The sequence below is a fragment of the Streptomyces saintjeani genome (assembly GCF_055409605.1).
This window is the reverse complement of record NZ_CP189624.1, coordinates 1,260,509-1,275,453: the sequence shown is the minus strand read 5'-3', so window position 1 is coordinate 1,275,453 and position 14,945 is coordinate 1,260,509. Positions and strand designations below refer to the sequence as shown.

Genomic DNA, 14,945 nt, shown 5'->3' with positions numbered 1-14,945 from the left:
CTCGCGGACGGCGCGGCACGCTCGGGCCCCTGGAGAGCCGAAGGAGCTCAACGATGACCGTCCGAACTCTCCGTACCACCCTGACCGTGACCACGGCGGCCCTGGCCCTGACCGTCTCCGCCTGCGGCAGCGGCGGCCGGACCGCAGACGGCGGCTCCGGCGGCGGAGCCCTCGTCTGGGCGCTGACCCAGGGCTCCGAGACGACCTTCCGGTCCTCCGCCACCGAGTGGAACAAGGCCCACCCGGACAGCGGGATCAGCTACCAGTTCTTCCAGAACGACCCCTACAAGCAGAAACTGCGTACGGCCGTCGGCGCCGGCAACGGCCCGGTCCTGTTCGAGAACTGGGGCGGCGGCGCCCTCAAGAACTACGTGGACGCGGGCAAGGTCGCCGACCTCACCCCCGACCTGGACCGGAACCCGGCGTGGAAGGAACGCCTCTTCCCCACCGTCCTGAAGTCCACCACCTTCGACGGCAAGACCTACGGCGTCCCCGCCAACGGCGTCCAGCCCGTCGTCCTCTACTACAACAAGCAGCTCTTCGCGAAGGCCGGCGTACAGCCCCCGAAGACCTGGGACGACCTGCTGACCGCCGTCGCGAAGCTCAAGGCCCGGGGCATCGCCCCCCTCGCCATGGGCGGCGCCTCCAAATGGCCCGACCTGATGTGGCTGGAGTACCTCGTCGACCGCGTCGGCGGCCCCGGGGCCTTCGCGGACATCGCCGCCGGCGAGAAAGGCGCCTGGTCCCAGCCGGCGGTCCTCAAGGCCGCGCAAATGATCAGAGAGCTGGTGGACGCGGGCGGCTTCGCCAAGGGCTTCACCTCCGTCACCGCCGACACCGGACAGGCCGAGGCCCAGCTCTACACCGGCAAGGCCGCGATGATCCTCCAGGGCAGCTGGGCCTTCGGCACCATGAACACCGGCTCACCGACGTTCGTCTCCGAGGGCCACCTCGGCTGGACGGCCTTCCCCGCCGTCACCGGCGGCAAGGGCGACGCCACGAACATCGTCGGCAACCCGGCCAACTTCTTCTCGGTGTCCGCGCAGGCCGACGCCAAGGAGAAGAAGACCGCCGTGGCGTACCTCAAGGACGGCGTCTACAACGACACCTACGTCGACAGCCTCCTCAAGAACGGCGACGTCCCGCCCGTCAAGGGCCTCGACGCCAAGCTCAGGACCGCCGACAACGCGGACTGGGTGACGTACGTCTACCACCTCACCCGCGACGCGAAGAACTTCCAGCTCTCCTGGGACCAGGCGCTGTCCCCGGAACTCGGCAACGAACTCCTCACCCGCCTCGACCAGCTCTTCCTGGGCCAGCTCGACCCGCGGAAGTTCTGCGCCGTCATGGACGAGGCGGCGGCGAAGTGAGCACCACGGCCACCCGGCGGGGCGGCGGCCCGCCGTTCGCGATGGCGCTGCCCGCCCTGCTCCTGTTCACGCTGTTCGCCCTCGCGCCGATGGCGATCGTCGTCTACCTCAGCTTCACCCGCTGGGACGGCCTCGGCACCCCCGCCTGGACCGGCCTCGACAACTGGCACACCGCCCTCACCAGCGACGTCACCCGCCACGCGCTGTGGCTCACCCTCAAGATGATGCTGATCAGCTGGGCCGTACAGACACCGATCAGCCTCCTGCTCGGAGTCTTCGTCGCCGGGAAGCAGCGCTACCGGGCCCTGCTCGCCGTCTTCTACTTCGTCCCGATGCTCATCTCCACGGCCGCCATCGCCGTCATCTTCAAGAACCTCCTCGACCCCAACTTCGGCCTCGGCGCCTCCCTCGGCCTGTCCCTGCTCGACCAGAACTGGCTGGGCGACCCCGACCTCGCCTTCTACGCCGTGGTGTTCGCCGTCAGCTGGCAGTTCGTGCCGTTCCACACGCTGCTCTACCAGGCCGGGACCCGCCAGATCCCCGCCTCGCTGTACGAGGCCGCCTCGATCGACGGCGCCGGGCGCGTTAAGCAGTTCTGGCACATCACCCTGCCCCAGCTGCGCTACACCGTCGTCACGTCCTCGACGCTCATGACCGTCGGCTCGCTCACCTACTTCGACCTCGTGTTCGTGCTCACCGGCGGCGGCCCCGGCTACGCGACCCGGCTCCTCCCGCTCGACATGTACATCACCGGCTTCCAGAGCAACGACATGGGCCTCGCCAGCGCCGTATCCGTGGTCCTCGTCGCGGCCGGCCTCCTTCTCTCCCTCGCTCTCGTCCGCTTCTCCGGCTTCAGCCGGATGCGCAGCCAGCAGGCAGGTGCGTGATGACCCTCCTCACCGACGCCCCGTCCCTCGCGAAGATCTCCGCCGGGCCGCCACCGGGCCGCTTCTCCCGGCTGCGCCGCACCAACCCGCTGGGCGCGCTGGGCGGCCTGCTCTGGCTGGTCGTCGTCCTCGTCCCCGTGTACTGGGTCGTCGTCACCAGCCTGCGCACCCGGGAAGGCTTCTTCGAGGCCAACCCCCTCGCCGTCCCGACGGACCCGACCCTGGACAACTACCGCCAGGTCCTCGACAACGGCTTCACCCACTACCTCCTCAACAGCGTCCTGGTCACGGCCGGCGCCACCGCGCTCACGCTGTCGGTGTCCTTCCTCGCCGCCTACGCCGTCGTGCGCGGCACCGGCCGCGCCCTGCGCTGGGCGTTCAGCGTCTTCCTGCTCGGCCTCGCGATCCCCCTCCAGGCGACGATCATCCCCGTGTACTACCTGATCGCCAAGGCGAACATGTACGACACCCTGCCCGCGGTCGCCCTCCCCTCGGCGGCCTTCGCGATCCCCCTCACGGTGGTCATCCTCGTCAACTTCCTGCGGGACATACCCGACGAGCTGTACGAGTCGATGCGCGCCGACGGCGCCGGGCACTGGCGCATGCTGTGGAGCCTCGCCCTGCCGCTGTCCCGCCCGGCCCTCATCACCGTCACCATCTACGACGCGCTCAACGTCTGGAACGGCTTCCTCTTCCCGCTGATCCTCACCCAGAGCCCCGACAAACGCGTCCTCCCGCTCTTCGTCTGGAGCTTCCAGGGCGAGTTCACGATCAACGTCCCGGCCGTCCTGGCCGCCGTGGTCCTCTCCACGCTGCCGATCCTCGCCCTGTACGTGGTGGGGCGCCGCCAGCTCATCGGGGGGATGACGGCGGGGTTCGGAAAGTAGAAGAGGAGTGCCCCCGGGGGCGGCTCACCGGTCCCTTCCGGTGGGCCGCCCCCCGTTCGCCACGGGGGGAGCCGAGGCGCGGCATGATGGGTACGTCCGGCTCGGTCCCCGTGCCCTGGAGGTTCGGTGCGTGCAGGTGTGGTGGTCGCCGCTCAGGCCGGTGTGGAGGAACTCGCCGTGCGGGCCGAGGAGTTGGGGCTGCGCAGTTTCTGGGTGAACGACACGCCGATGGTGCACGGGGACCCCTTCGTCGCCCTGGCGCTGTGCGCGAAGGCCACCCGGCGGATCCGGCTCGGTGTCGGCGTGACCTCGCCGGCCCTGCGGTCGGCGCCCGCCTCGGCCAGCGCCTTCGCCAGTCTCAACGCCCTCGCGCCGGGCCGGATCATCTGCGGGGTCGGTACGGGGAACACGGCCCGGCGGACGCTCGGGATGCCGCCCACGACGGCGGCCGTACTGGAGGACTTCACCGCCGCCCTACAGGAGCTGTGCGCCGGACGCCCGACCGCGTACCGCGAGGGCGACCGGGTCCGTGAGATCCGGTTCCTGCACGCCGGGCGGCAGGTGAACACCACCGAGCCGGTCGAGTTCGCCGTCGCCGCGCTGCACGGCCCGAAGGCCGCCGCCGTCGCCGGACGCCGTGGCGCGGGGCTCATCTCCTTCGGCCTGCTCGACCCCGCCGGCTGGCACGCCCTGCACGAGGCCCGCCGAGCGGCCCACCCCACGCCGGACACCCCCCACGCGTACGTCGTCACCGCCCTCCACCTGCTGACCGACGGCGAGGCCCCCGACAACGACGCCGCGCGGGACGCGACCGGGCACCTCGTCCTGTCGCTGCTGGACTTCGCCGCCGACACCCCGGCGGTGGCGGAGCAGCTCGGCCCCGAGGTGCGCGAGGCGGTACGGAAACTCCTGGTCCGGCGCGGCACCACGGCCACCGCGCCGGACCGGTACACCAAGCTGTACCCGGGCTACCTCGGCCGCATCGCCCCGCAGGACCGGGACCTGATCCTCCCGGAGCTGATGAACATGCTGGCCCTCGTCGGCACCCGCGACGACCTCCGTACCCGTATCACCGCGCTGGAACGGGCGGGCGTCACCGACCTCCTGGTCCAGCCGGTGATCGACCCGCCCGCCGAGATGGCCCGGCTCGCCGGACTCCTGGCCTGAGGACTACGACCAGGGCAGCACCAGCGCACCCCAGGCCACGAGGGGTCCGACGGCGACGATCGCCCCGGTGTAGCTGATGACCTGCCGGTAGAAGCGCCGGGGGTCCACGCCGCGCGCGTTGCTGAGGACGAGCGCCCCGTTGGTCGAGAAGGGAGACGTGTCGACGATCGTCGTGGAGACGGCGAGCGCGGCGATCAGACCGGCGGCGCTGAGGTGGCTGGAGAGCAGGAGCGGCACGGCGATGGGGATGATCGCGGTCAGGATCGCCGTGGAGGAGGCGAACGCGGAGGTGATGGCGACGGTGAAGCACAGCAGCAGCGCGACGAGGAGCGGAGCCCCCAGGTTCGCGGCGTGCTCGGAGATGTTGTCGATGACGCCGGCCTTCTCCAGCATCGCGATGTACGTCATCATGCCCGCGACCAGCAGCAGGGTGGACCAGCTGATGCCGTCCACGGCCTTCTCCTGCCGCTTCATGTCCACGAGGGCGAGCAGCGTGCCGGCGGCCAGCGCGAGGAAGCCGATCTCCAGGTGGAAGCCGAGCGCGCCGATGACGAGTCCGGCCAGCGAGGCGAGGGTGAGCCACTGCCGCCAGTCGGGTCTGGCGGATATGTCGAGGTCCTCGTCACCGGCGTGCTCCGCGTCCTCTTCGAGCAGCGGCGCCGGGCGCTTGGCGAGCAGCACATAGGTGAGGATCGCCAGCACCAGGTTGATGGCGAAGCTCGCGCCGAACAACGTCACGGCGGAGACGTGCAGTTCGGTCTTGTCGACGAGGCCGAGGACCAGCGCCCCGGAGACGGCCAGCGGGGAGAACGCGCCCGCGTGCCCGCCGCTGATCACCATCATCCCGACGACCAGCGGGTTGAGCCGGTAGCGGTGGGCGAAGTTCATGCCGATCGGCGCGAGGATCGCGACCGCGGCCGGCGTGAACGTGCCGAACGCCGTCAGCAGCGCGGCCACCAGGAACAGCACCCAGGGGATGAGCTGCACCTTGCCCCGCACCAGCCGTACGCCGGCCGCGACGAGCCAGTCGATGGTGCCGTTGCGGCGGGCGACGGAGAACAGATAGGTGACACCGACGATGGTGACGAAGAGCTTCGCCGGGAACCCGTCGAAGATCTCGTCCTCGGTGAGGCCGAGCGAGGCCGTCCCGATCGTGAAGGTGGCGACGAAGGCGAGGATGCCCAGGTTGATCGGCAGCACGGTGCCGACCACGAACATCACCAGCAGGGCTCCTACGGAGATCACTTCAGCAGACATCTTTGTCCTTGATGCGGTGGGGAACGGGACATGCGGGTGTCGCGGTACGGGCCGCTGGGGACCGGCCCGACCGAGGTGACGTTCGTCGTGGCTCAGGCAGCCCGGGAACTGCCGGCGTCCGGTACGTAGATGCGCGCGTCGGCGAGCAGTCGCGCCGCCCGCTGCACGGTGATCCGGCGCGGCACGCCGCCTTGTACGTCGGCGCAGCGCACCGCGACGACACCGGCGGGCGTGCCCAGGCGCAGCCACTCGGAGGTGGGCCCGCCGGTGACCTCAGAGACCACGGACCCGGCGAGCAGTCCGGCCGCCGCGACGGCGACGGCGGAGGTCAGCCCGATCGCGGGGTGCGGCGCGTTCATGCTGAGCATCCGCACCGACACGTCGTACTCCCCGGCACCGACCGCGTCACCGAGGGTCGTCGTGTACGGCACCGGCGGCCCGGCCAGCCCCACCTTGGGCACCGCGTCCCCGGGTTCCGCACCCGGCGCGAGCAGCCCCATCAGCGGCGCGGCGGCATGCCGGACGGCCCGCAGCCAGGGCACGTCCGCGCCCACCCGCTCCAGCGACTCGGCGCCGGTGCGCCCGGCCCGGACGGCGTCGACGAGGACGACCGGCGCCCCCGCCGTCACCATGCTCACGCGCACCTGCTCCTCGCCGACCGGTAGATCCTGGACGGCGTGCCCGGTGGGCAGCAGCGCGTCGGCCGGGTCGCGGAAGGTGAGGCCGACCGCGACCCCGCCGGCCCGGGTGCCGGGCACCGTCTGGCCGCCGAAGTGGTGCACGACGCCCCCGAGGGTGTCGACGAGCCCTTCGAGGACCGCGCCCGTGTTGGTGTTGCGCATCACCACGCGTGTCTGGTCGCCGGTGACCGGAACCAGTCCCTTGCTCACCGCGTACAGGGCGACGCCGGTGGCGCAGTTGCCGCAGTTGCTCGTCCACTCCACCGTGCCCGTCCCGATCCCGACCTGGGCGAACAGGTAGTCGACGTCGACGCCGGGCTCGGGCGAGGCGCCGACCACGGCGGCCTTCGAGGTGGTGGGGGTCGCCCCGCCCACCCCGTCCAGCTCGACGGGGTCGGTGGCGCCGTACGCGGAGACCAGCAGCCGTTCGAGGTCGGCGCGGTCGGCGGGGACGTCGACCTGGTTGAACAGCCAGCACTTGCTCGTGCCGCCACGCACCAGGGTCGCGGGAATGTGCACGTCGGAGACTCTTCCTGAAGCGGTGGAGGGAGGGAAGGGGGTCGCGGCTGCGGTTACGGCCGTGTTGCGTGCCGGTGAACCGCTCGGCGATTGCGGAGACCTTCGCAGAGGGACGACTTCGGAACAATCGCAGTTCGCTTCACCAGGGTTTAGCTCAGCTAAAGTCGTCCGCATGCTCAACGTGCGCCGCCTGCTGCTCCTTGCCGAGGCCGCCGAGCGCGGTTCGCTCACCGCCGCGGCGGAGGCCCTCGGCATGACGACCTCCGCCGCCTCCCAGCAGATGTCGCTGCTGGAGCAGGAGGCGGGCCAGCCCCTCGTCGAGCGGCTGCCGCGCGGGATCCGGCCCACCCCGGCGGGCGCCGCCCTCGCCGAGCGCGGCCGGGCCATCCGCCGCGAACTCCGCGCAGCCCAGGCCGACTTGGACTCCTTCACCGCCCTCGACCAGGGCACCCTGCGGCTCGGTTCGTTCCCCACGGCGAGCGCGTCCCTGCTGCCGCTGGCGCTCACCCGCTTCCGCCGCCGCCACGCCGGTATCCGTATCGAGGTGCGTGCCGGAGTCCTCGCGGAGCTGCGGGAGATGCTGCACACCGGCGAGGTCGAACAGGGGCTGCTGTGGGACTACGAGTGGAACCGCCTCGACGACCCGGCGCTCGCCCTCACCCACCTGCTGGACGACCCGACGGTGCTGGTCGTCCCCGCCGACTCACCCCTGCGCACCCACCCCTCCGTACGCCTCGCCGACCTCGCCGACCAGGAGTGGATCATCCGCGCCGACAACCACCCCGTCGCCGACGTCCTGCGCCGCAGCTGCCGCCGGGCGGGGTTCGAGCCGCGCATCGCCTACTCCTCGCACGACTACCAGGAGGCCCAGGCCATGGTCGCCGCCGGCCTCGGCATCGCGCTCGCCCCGCGCCTGGCCCTCACCAGCCGCCGCAGCGACGTACGCCTCCTGCCGCTCGCGGCCGACGCCCCGGCACCGACCCGCCGCATCCTCCTGGCCCGCGCCAGGGCCCGCCCGGCGACGCCGCCCGCCCAGGCGATGGCCCGGGTGCTGCGCGCGGTGGCGCAGCGGTTCACGGCGCCGGACCTCCACAGGGCCCAGCTGGGGGCGGTCCGCAGGGGTTGAGGTCCGGCCGCACGCCGGGCCACCCGGCGACAAGGGGCGGCGGCAAGGGCCGGTGGCGGGAACGCCCGGATCGCCGGGCGCGGTTACGGCTTCCCGGTGCGGCGTCCCCTCAGTAGACCGACACCCCGTACGCGTTCAGCGCCTCCTGGATCGGCTGGTAGTACGTCGTCCCTCCCGAGGCGCAGTTCCCCGAGCCGCCGGAGATGATCCCGAGGACCTTGTCGCCGGCGTAGAGCGGGCCGCCGCTGTCGCCGGGCTCGGCGCAGATGTTGGTCTGGATCAGGCCGGACACGACGTCGCCGCCGCCGTAGTTGACGGTCGCGTTCAGCCCGGTGACCCGGCCGCAGTGCACGCCGCTGACGGCTCCCCGGTGGCAGACGCTCTCGCCGACGTACGCGGTCGCGGCGCCGGTGATGTCGACGGCGCCGATGGTGCCGGGGTGGGGTACGGCCGTGTTCGTGTAGCGGACGATGCCGAAGTCGTCGACGGGGAACCGGGTGCTGACGGTGGCGCCGGCCACGGTGCTCCCGGCGGCGTCGGTGTACCAGGTGGACGTGCCCTCGGTGCAGTGGCCCGCGGTGACGAAGTAGTACGCCGACCCCGCCTGCACGTTGACGCCCACCGAGCAGCGCCAGGCGGCCGTGTAGATGCCGTCGCCGCCGGACAGGAGCGTCCGCAGCGGCCCGCCGAGCCGCTCGACGCTCGCGGAACGCCCGGTGGCCCGCTGGATCCTGGCCAGGTCCGGGGCGGTGACGGTGGAGTCGGCGAGGACCCGGAGCCGTCCGGTACGACGGTCGGCGACCCAGGCGGTACCGGCCACGTCGAGGGCCTCGACGGCGGAGGCGGCGCGGACCAGGGGTACGGCCGCGCCGGCGTCCGACACCCCGAGGCCGGTCACCGCGAACAGGCTCAGCACGGAGGCGAGCAACCACGTACGTCGGACGGCGAAGCGCTGTGCTCGGATCACGGGAGGCTCCCTGAGGACGTGCGTGCCGCGACGCCCTCAGTGTGCCGGGCCGGGGGCGGGGGCGGGTAGACGGGCTTCGGCCGAAGAGCACGACGGCGGACGGGGTACGGCGCCCCGGCGCCCCGGCGCGAACTCGCCTCGCCGCTGCCGGAGTTGCCCACGCGCCGGCAGGGGATTCCCGGCCGCCTGCCCCGCGCCCGTCAACAAGAGGTCTCCGCCCTCCAGCCCGTCAGGAGCCCCGCGCTTTCGCGTCCGAGCCCGCGAGGAGCCCCCGCGCCCGGCCCCGTCAGGACGTCCGCGCCCTCCGTACCCGCGTTCCCCCGTCCACCACCAGATCCGCCCCCGTGACCCACCCCGCCTCCTCCGACACCAGCCACATCACCGCCTTCGCGACGTCCTCGGGCTCCCCGAACCGGCCCAGCGGGAGCCCCTCCGCCGTCCCCTTCTCCCAGGCGAACCGTGCCATCTCGGTGCGGGTCAGGCCGGGGGAGACGGAGTTCACCCGTACCCCCGGCCCCAGTTCGCCCGCCAGTTGCTGGGTCAGCCGCAGGAGCGCCGCCTTGCTGACGCTGTACGTCCCGACGCCGGCCCCCACGTGGGTCGCGCCCTCCGTGCAGATGTTGACGACCGTGCCGCCGTGCTCGCGCATCCACCCCCGCCAGGCGCACTGCGTGAGCCGCAGGGGTGCCTCGACGTTGACGGCGAAGGCGCGGGCCCACTGCGCGGGATCGGCGTTCATGAGGGGGCCGAGGGGCTGGTTGGTGGCGGCGTTGTTGACCAGGACGTCGAGGCGGCCGTACTCGTGCAGGGCCAGGGAGACCAGCCGGGCGGGGAGACCGGGGTCGGCGAGGTCGCCGGGGAGGCCGACCGCGTCGAGGGAGCCGGCCGTACGGCGCACCTCGGCGGGGTCGCGGGCGGTGACACAGACCCGCGCGCCGGACGCGGCGAGCGCACGGGCGACGGCGAGTCCGATGCCTCGGGTGGCACCGGTGACTAGGGCCACTCGGCCGGGGGAGGAGGGCATCGCCGTACCGTCTCATGACGGACTGTCAGTTGACAGTGTCTGGCGGGGAGTTGGGTGGGACGCGGGAACATGCCGGAGCCGCGACACCGGCACCCGGTGATGCGGGACTGGGCGGCCCGCTAAGTCAACCGGCTCCCCCTGGAGGGAAGTTGCGTCCGGCGCCGGAACACGCCGGTGCCGCGCGACCGGCCGACAACGCGCGGCGGCACCTGCGGCGGCTTCGTACCCGCGTCAGCACCGCCTCCTCAATCCACCGCCCCCAACGGCGAGTTGCGCCCGGCGACGAGATGCAGCACCGTCCGCCAGTCCTCCAGCACCCCCGCGTCGAACCCGGCGGACCGCGCCTCCTCGGCGGCGTGCGAGAGGCGCGCGAGGTCGTCGTCCGTGTGGTGCCCGGTCCAGGGGTGGTGACGCAGGAGCGCGGCGACCCGCGGGCCGAGCAGGGGCCGTACGGCGTCGGCCGTGCGGGCGGCGCGGTGTGCGGGGTCGGTGGGGCACAGGAGTCGGCCGACCGGCTGGACGAGGCCCGTGAGCTGGAGCTCCTTGTCGGCGGGGCGGGTGCGGCGCAGCAGCGCGGCGGTCCGCAGGGCGTGGTCGTGGAGATCGACGCCGACGTCCCTGATGCGCGTACTCCCGGTCTCCCGCACCCCTTTGCAGGCGTACAGCAGATCCATCAGCTCCTCCACGCTGCGCAGCTCCATCCGTCGGTCCTCCCGCGAGACAGCCGGTGCGCGAGCCAGCACAGCATGGCGACCTTGCGCCCGAGCCAACGGCACCTGAACTGCGCGGCGAGACCTGCGGGGTACGCCGAACGGGTGAACTGCGAGGGGCCTCCCGGCGTCAACCGACAAGGGATGACATCGGAGTGACGTCCCATCGTTACGTCAAATTTTCAGCGCTATCGAGCGGACCCCCGCTCATTTGGTTACCCTAGGGCTCGGCGGACAGCAGTACCGGGATCCCACCCGAGCCCATCGTCCGCCGTGGGGCAGGCCGGTCCATCACGGCCCGCTCTCCCAGGAGTTGCCGGCGCCACCGCGTCCGAGCTGCATTCGAGCAAGGCCCGAGGGTGCGTCAGACGCCGGACCGTACAGTGGTCGGCACGCCCCGAGGGTGATCCGACACATAAGGAGTGCGCGGTGACACCGGAGAAGACGAACCTAGAGCAGCCCCCGAAGGAACGTACGGAGGGCTCGGGCCGCAGGCCCGGAGAACTCGGCAGCCTGGACGTGTGGGCGCACTCGGCCCCCATCCGTCTCGCGGGCTACGAGGACGACCTGGCCGAACCGCACATCCTCCCCAGCGTCGACTGACGCGACCACACATACGGCATGGGCGTGCCCCCCCTTCACGCCCATGCTCCCCCTGTAGTACGAGGGTCCCCTTCGCTGCTTGCCTAAAGCCTTTAGGTAAGTCCATAATCCCTTCAGGCGTGCTGCTTCCGGCATGCCGGGTCACAGAAGGGGTACGACGATGGCGCGCGTGGGACTCACCCCCGACCGGCTGATCCTCGCGGGCGCGGACCTCGCCGACGAGGCCGGCTTCGAGAACGTCACCCTCTCCGCGCTCGCCCGCCGCTTCGACGTACGGGTCGCGAGCCTGTACGCGCACGTCAAGAACTCCCAGGACCTGAAGACGGGCATCGCCCTGCTCGCCCTGGAGGAACTCGCCGACCGCGCCGCCGACGCCCTCGCGGGCCGCTCCGGCAAGGACGCGCTCGTCGCGTTCGCGAACGTGTACCGCGACTACGCCCGCGCCCACCCCGGCCGCTACACCGCCGCGCGCTTCCGCCTGGACCCCGAGACGGCCGCCGCGAGCGCCGGCGTACGGCACTCCCGGATGACCCGCGCGATCCTGCGCGGCTACGCCCTCACGGAACCCGACGAGACCCACGCCGTACGCCTCATCGGCAGCGTCATGCACGGGTACGTCAGCCTGGAGGAGGCCGGCGGATTCGCCCACAGCCGCCCCGACAGCCAGACGAGCTGGCTCCGCATCCTCGACGGCCTGGACGCACTGCTGCGCAACTGGCCGAGCAGCGAGGGCGGTTGAGCGGGTGAACGCACCAACACGACCGGCCGACCGGCGAAGTCGATCGGCTGTGCCGGTGCGGCTGGCCGTCCGGCCGTGGCGATCGGCTGCGCGGCTGTGCCGGTACGGCCGACCGACCGGCTGCGGCGACCGACCGCACAGCTGTGCCGACACGGCTGGCCGGCAGCGGCGACCGACCGTGCGGCTGTGCCGATACGGCCGACCGACCGGCAGCAGCGACCGACCGCGCCGCCCGGTCCACCCCAACTACCCCACCAGCGAAGAAGGTTGACCGTGCCGCAGTACGAAACCCCCGTCACCGCCGACCTGATACGCGGCGCCCTCGATCTGGAACCCACCCCGGGCGGCGGCCTGATCCCGCACCGTCTGCCGCCCCGGGCCCGCGCCCAGAACACCGACCCGCAGCTCGCGGCCGTCGAGGTCCAGCCCTCCGGCGTACGCGTCGTGTTCCGCACGAGCGCGACCGAGGTCGAACTGGAGGTCGTCCCCACGAACCGGGTGTACGCCGCCGCGCCGCCCCGCCCGCCCGCGCGCTACGACGTCGTCGTGGACGGCGAGTTGACGGCCCAGGCCACCGCGACCGGCGGCCACACGCTCACGGTCGACATGGTCACCGGCACCACGGAGTTCACCGAGGGCCCACCCGGAACCGTCCGCTTCACGGACCTCCCCGACCGCCCCAAGAACATCGAGATCTGGCTCCCGTACGCCCAGAAGACCGAACTCCGCACCCTGCGTACGAACGCGCCCGTCGAGCCCGCCGCCCCCTCCACCCGCAGACTCTGGCTCCACCACGGCAGCTCGATCAGCCACGGCACGGACGCGGCGAGCCCCACGGCGATCTGGCCCGCAGTGGCGGCCCGCCTCGGCGACATCGACCTCCTCAACCTCGGCTTCGGCGGCAGCGCGATGCTGGACCAGTTCACGGCCCGGGCGATCCGGGACACCCCCGCCGACCTCATCACCCTGAAGATCGGCATCAACATCGCGAACGCGGACGCGATGCGCATGCGAGCCTTCGGCCCAGCGGTCCACGGCTTCCTGGACACGATCAGAGACGGCCACCCCGACACGCCGCTCCTGGTCATCTCCCCGATCCACTGCCCCATCCACGAAACGACGCCGGGTCCGGGAGCCCTGGACACGAAGGCGTTCGCGGAGGGCAGGCTGAAGTTCCTGGCAACGGGAGACCCGGAGGAGGCGGCGAGGGGCCGCCTGACGCTGGTGACGATGCGGGAGGCACTGGAGCGGATCGTGGGCGAACGGGCGGAGGAGGACGACAAGTTGGCGTACTTGGACGGCAGGGAGCTGTACGGCCCGGACGACAAGGACCTTCCTCTGCCGGACGACCTGCACCCGGACACGGAGACGCACCAAAGGATGGGCGAGCGCTTCGCAGAACGAGTTCTAGAAAAGAAGGGCGACATTCTCGCCCTCTAGGGGCGCGGGGCTGTGTTTGATCTGCGGCTACCGCCGCGTGGGCGCGACCAGCCACAGCAAACCCGCACCCGCCACACCACAGCACCCCCCTATTCCATGGGCGCAGTCCGAGGCCACGGCCTCAGCTCCTCCAACTGCTCCGCCAGCCGCAACAGTTGCCCCTCACTCCCCGGCTTGCCGACCAGCTGAACCCCGGTCGGCACCCCGGAGGGATGCGTCCCCAGCGGCACAGCCATCGCAGGCCACCCCGTCAGATTCCAGGCCGGCGTGAACGGCGAGTAGCTGGAGTTGACGAGGAGATTCCGTACCCACCCCCGCTCGTGCCAGGCCACCGACTTGGGCGCGCGCCGAGCCAGCGCGGGAGTCACCAACACGTCGTACTCGGCGAAGAACGGCTCGAACCGCCCCCGCAACGCCTCCCGAGCCACCCCCTTACGAACGGACCCCAGAAACCGCCGCCCCACAGCCGCATGAACCCGGGTCCGCCGAACCAGCGACCGAGGATCGAGCGGCTGCGCATCGACAGCGGTCCCGGCGGTCCAGTAAGCCAAGGAGGTCGTAGCCAACGACACGGGATACGGCGGATCGGCACGCCGTACCCGGTGCCCGGCACCGCTCAGCACCCGAGCCGCCTCCCGCGCGGCGACAACGTACGGCTCACTGACCGGCGTACCGGCGACAGGACTCCGCACGGACACGGCAACCCGCAGAAACCCGGGAGACCCGGGCCGGGCGACCTCCTCATCGGCGAGGACGGACAGCACCAGCCGGGCATCGCCGACCGTCGTGGCAAGGGGCCCGTTCTCGGAGAGCCCGAACCAGTCACCGTCCCCGATACCCGCCGGAACGAGCCCGTGTCCGGGCTTGATGGTGACGAGCCCGCAGTTCGCGGCCGGAATCCGCAGAGACCCCATGCCGTCGTTGCCGAGGGCGATGGGCACCATCCCGGCGGCAACGGCGGCGGCGCTCCCCCCGGAGGACCCACCGGCGGTGCGGGAGAGATCCCAGGGGTTGCGGGAGATCCCGTGCACCCCCTCGGTCGTACCGAAGACACACAGCTCGGGCACGTTGGTGAGCCCCACCACGACGGCCCCGGCGGCCCGCAGCCGGGCGACGGTGACATGGTCCTCGGCGGACGGCGTATCGGGCGTGGCGGCAGACCCGACCCGCATCGACTCACCCCGCACGGCGAGGTTGTCCTTGACGGCCAACGGCACTCCGGCAAGCGGCAGTTCGGACAGGTCCCCGCGCGCCGCAAGCTCATGCGCCTCGGCGAGCGCGGCCTCCTTGCGGACGAGCCGGAACGCCCCCACCGCCCCGTCGAGCCGCTCGATCCGGGCGAGGTGCTCGGCGACGACCTCGCGCGGGGTGGCCCGCTTCTCACGGACGGCGGCGGCGATCTCTGCGGCGGTCCGGCCGACCCAACTGGTCACGGGCGCTCCTCGGGATGCGGGGTGTGGGAGAACTCTGCCTCCCGTGCTGCGTGCACGTCGAGATCTTCCCGGAACCGGCTCGGGACCGCCTCCGGAGCAGCTCACGTCCCATCCGATCAATCGGCCACCTCGTGCC

Annotated in this window: 14 protein-coding genes; 8 read left to right on the top strand and 6 right to left on the bottom strand. The window is 72.0% G+C overall.

The genetic code is table 11. From position 1 onward, the window contains the following. Nucleotides 1-53 precede the first annotated feature (53 nt). The 4 genes from ACQCO7_RS05690 to ACQCO7_RS05675 all read left to right on the top strand — a co-directional run bounded on the left by ACQCO7_RS05690 (nt 54) and on the right by ACQCO7_RS05675 (nt 4,311). Nucleotides 54-1,370 carry an extracellular solute-binding protein gene (locus tag ACQCO7_RS05690; RefSeq protein WP_464070784.1) on the top strand — a complete coding sequence of 439 codons (1,317 nt, stop codon included), beginning with the start codon at nt 54-56 and terminating at the stop codon, nt 1,368-1,370. Nucleotides 1,371-1,411: 41 nt separating this feature from the next. Beyond that, nucleotides 1,412-2,257: a carbohydrate ABC transporter permease gene (locus ACQCO7_RS05685; protein ID WP_464077158.1), complete on the top strand. Its 846-nt coding sequence runs from the start codon at nt 1,412-1,414 to the stop codon at nt 2,255-2,257. Further along, a complete protein-coding gene (locus ACQCO7_RS05680) occupies nt 2,257-3,144 on the top strand; it encodes a carbohydrate ABC transporter permease (RefSeq protein ID WP_464070783.1) in 888 nt (295 codons plus the stop codon). The genes ACQCO7_RS05685 and ACQCO7_RS05680 overlap by 1 nt, the downstream gene beginning before the upstream one ends. 126 nt (nt 3,145-3,270) lie before the next feature. Continuing rightward, nucleotides 3,271-4,311 (top strand): LLM class flavin-dependent oxidoreductase, encoded by a 1,041-nt coding sequence (locus tag ACQCO7_RS05675; RefSeq protein WP_464070782.1) that lies wholly within the window; start codon nt 3,271-3,273, stop codon nt 4,309-4,311. A gap of 3 nt (nt 4,312-4,314) precedes the next feature. On the opposite strand, the gene ACQCO7_RS05670 is transcribed toward ACQCO7_RS05675, so the two are convergent. Together ACQCO7_RS05670 and ACQCO7_RS05665 are read right to left on the bottom strand one after the other, a co-directional pair. Next, nucleotides 4,315-5,556 carry an SLC13 family permease gene (locus ACQCO7_RS05670; RefSeq protein ID WP_464077157.1) on the bottom strand — a complete coding sequence of 414 codons (1,242 nt, stop codon included), beginning with the start codon at nt 5,554-5,556 and terminating at the stop codon, nt 4,315-4,317. Nucleotides 5,557-5,660: 104 nt separating this feature from the next. After that, the gene (locus tag ACQCO7_RS05665; RefSeq protein ID WP_464070781.1) at nt 5,661-6,767 is read right to left on the bottom strand and encodes a PrpF domain-containing protein; all 1,107 of its coding nucleotides are present in this window, start codon (nt 6,765-6,767) and stop codon (nt 5,661-5,663) included. 172 nt (nt 6,768-6,939) lie between these two features. Here ACQCO7_RS05665 and ACQCO7_RS05660 point away from each other — a divergent pair, with 172 nt between their 5' ends. Next, nucleotides 6,940-7,893, top strand: coding sequence for a LysR family transcriptional regulator (locus ACQCO7_RS05660; RefSeq protein ID WP_464070780.1), 954 nt, complete (start codon nt 6,940-6,942; stop codon nt 7,891-7,893). A gap of 109 nt (nt 7,894-8,002) precedes the next feature. On the opposite strand, the gene ACQCO7_RS05655 is transcribed toward ACQCO7_RS05660, so the two are convergent. The 3 genes from ACQCO7_RS05655 to ACQCO7_RS05645 all read right to left on the bottom strand — a co-directional run bounded on the left by ACQCO7_RS05655 (nt 8,003) and on the right by ACQCO7_RS05645 (nt 10,585). Beyond that, the gene (locus ACQCO7_RS05655) at nt 8,003-8,860 is read right to left on the bottom strand and encodes a S1 family peptidase (RefSeq protein ID WP_464070779.1); all 858 of its coding nucleotides are present in this window, start codon (nt 8,858-8,860) and stop codon (nt 8,003-8,005) included. 286 nt (nt 8,861-9,146) lie between these two features. Further along, entirely contained in the window at nt 9,147-9,884 is a 738-nt protein-coding gene (locus tag ACQCO7_RS05650; RefSeq protein WP_464070778.1) for an SDR family oxidoreductase, read from the bottom strand. 245 nt (nt 9,885-10,129) lie between these two features. After that, the gene (locus tag ACQCO7_RS05645) at nt 10,130-10,585 is read right to left on the bottom strand and encodes a hypothetical protein (protein ID WP_464070777.1); all 456 of its coding nucleotides are present in this window, start codon (nt 10,583-10,585) and stop codon (nt 10,130-10,132) included. 438 nt (nt 10,586-11,023) lie between these two features. Between ACQCO7_RS05645 and ACQCO7_RS05640 the strand changes: the two genes are divergently transcribed. The 3 genes from ACQCO7_RS05640 to ACQCO7_RS05630 all read left to right on the top strand — a co-directional run bounded on the left by ACQCO7_RS05640 (nt 11,024) and on the right by ACQCO7_RS05630 (nt 13,376). Then, the gene (locus ACQCO7_RS05640; RefSeq protein WP_464070776.1) at nt 11,024-11,197 is read left to right on the top strand and encodes a hypothetical protein; all 174 of its coding nucleotides are present in this window, start codon (nt 11,024-11,026) and stop codon (nt 11,195-11,197) included. Between the two features lie 160 nt (nt 11,198-11,357). Further along, nucleotides 11,358-11,936, top strand: coding sequence for a TetR/AcrR family transcriptional regulator (locus ACQCO7_RS05635; RefSeq protein ID WP_464070775.1), 579 nt, complete (start codon nt 11,358-11,360; stop codon nt 11,934-11,936). 273 nt (nt 11,937-12,209) lie between these two features. Beyond that, nucleotides 12,210-13,376 carry a GDSL-type esterase/lipase family protein gene (locus ACQCO7_RS05630; RefSeq protein ID WP_464070774.1) on the top strand — a complete coding sequence of 389 codons (1,167 nt, stop codon included), beginning with the start codon at nt 12,210-12,212 and terminating at the stop codon, nt 13,374-13,376. A gap of 89 nt (nt 13,377-13,465) precedes the next feature. On the opposite strand, the gene ACQCO7_RS05625 is transcribed toward ACQCO7_RS05630, so the two are convergent. Further along, nucleotides 13,466-14,809 (bottom strand): amidase, encoded by a 1,344-nt coding sequence (locus ACQCO7_RS05625; RefSeq protein WP_464070773.1) that lies wholly within the window; start codon nt 14,807-14,809, stop codon nt 13,466-13,468. Nucleotides 14,810-14,945: the final 136 nt, after the last annotated feature.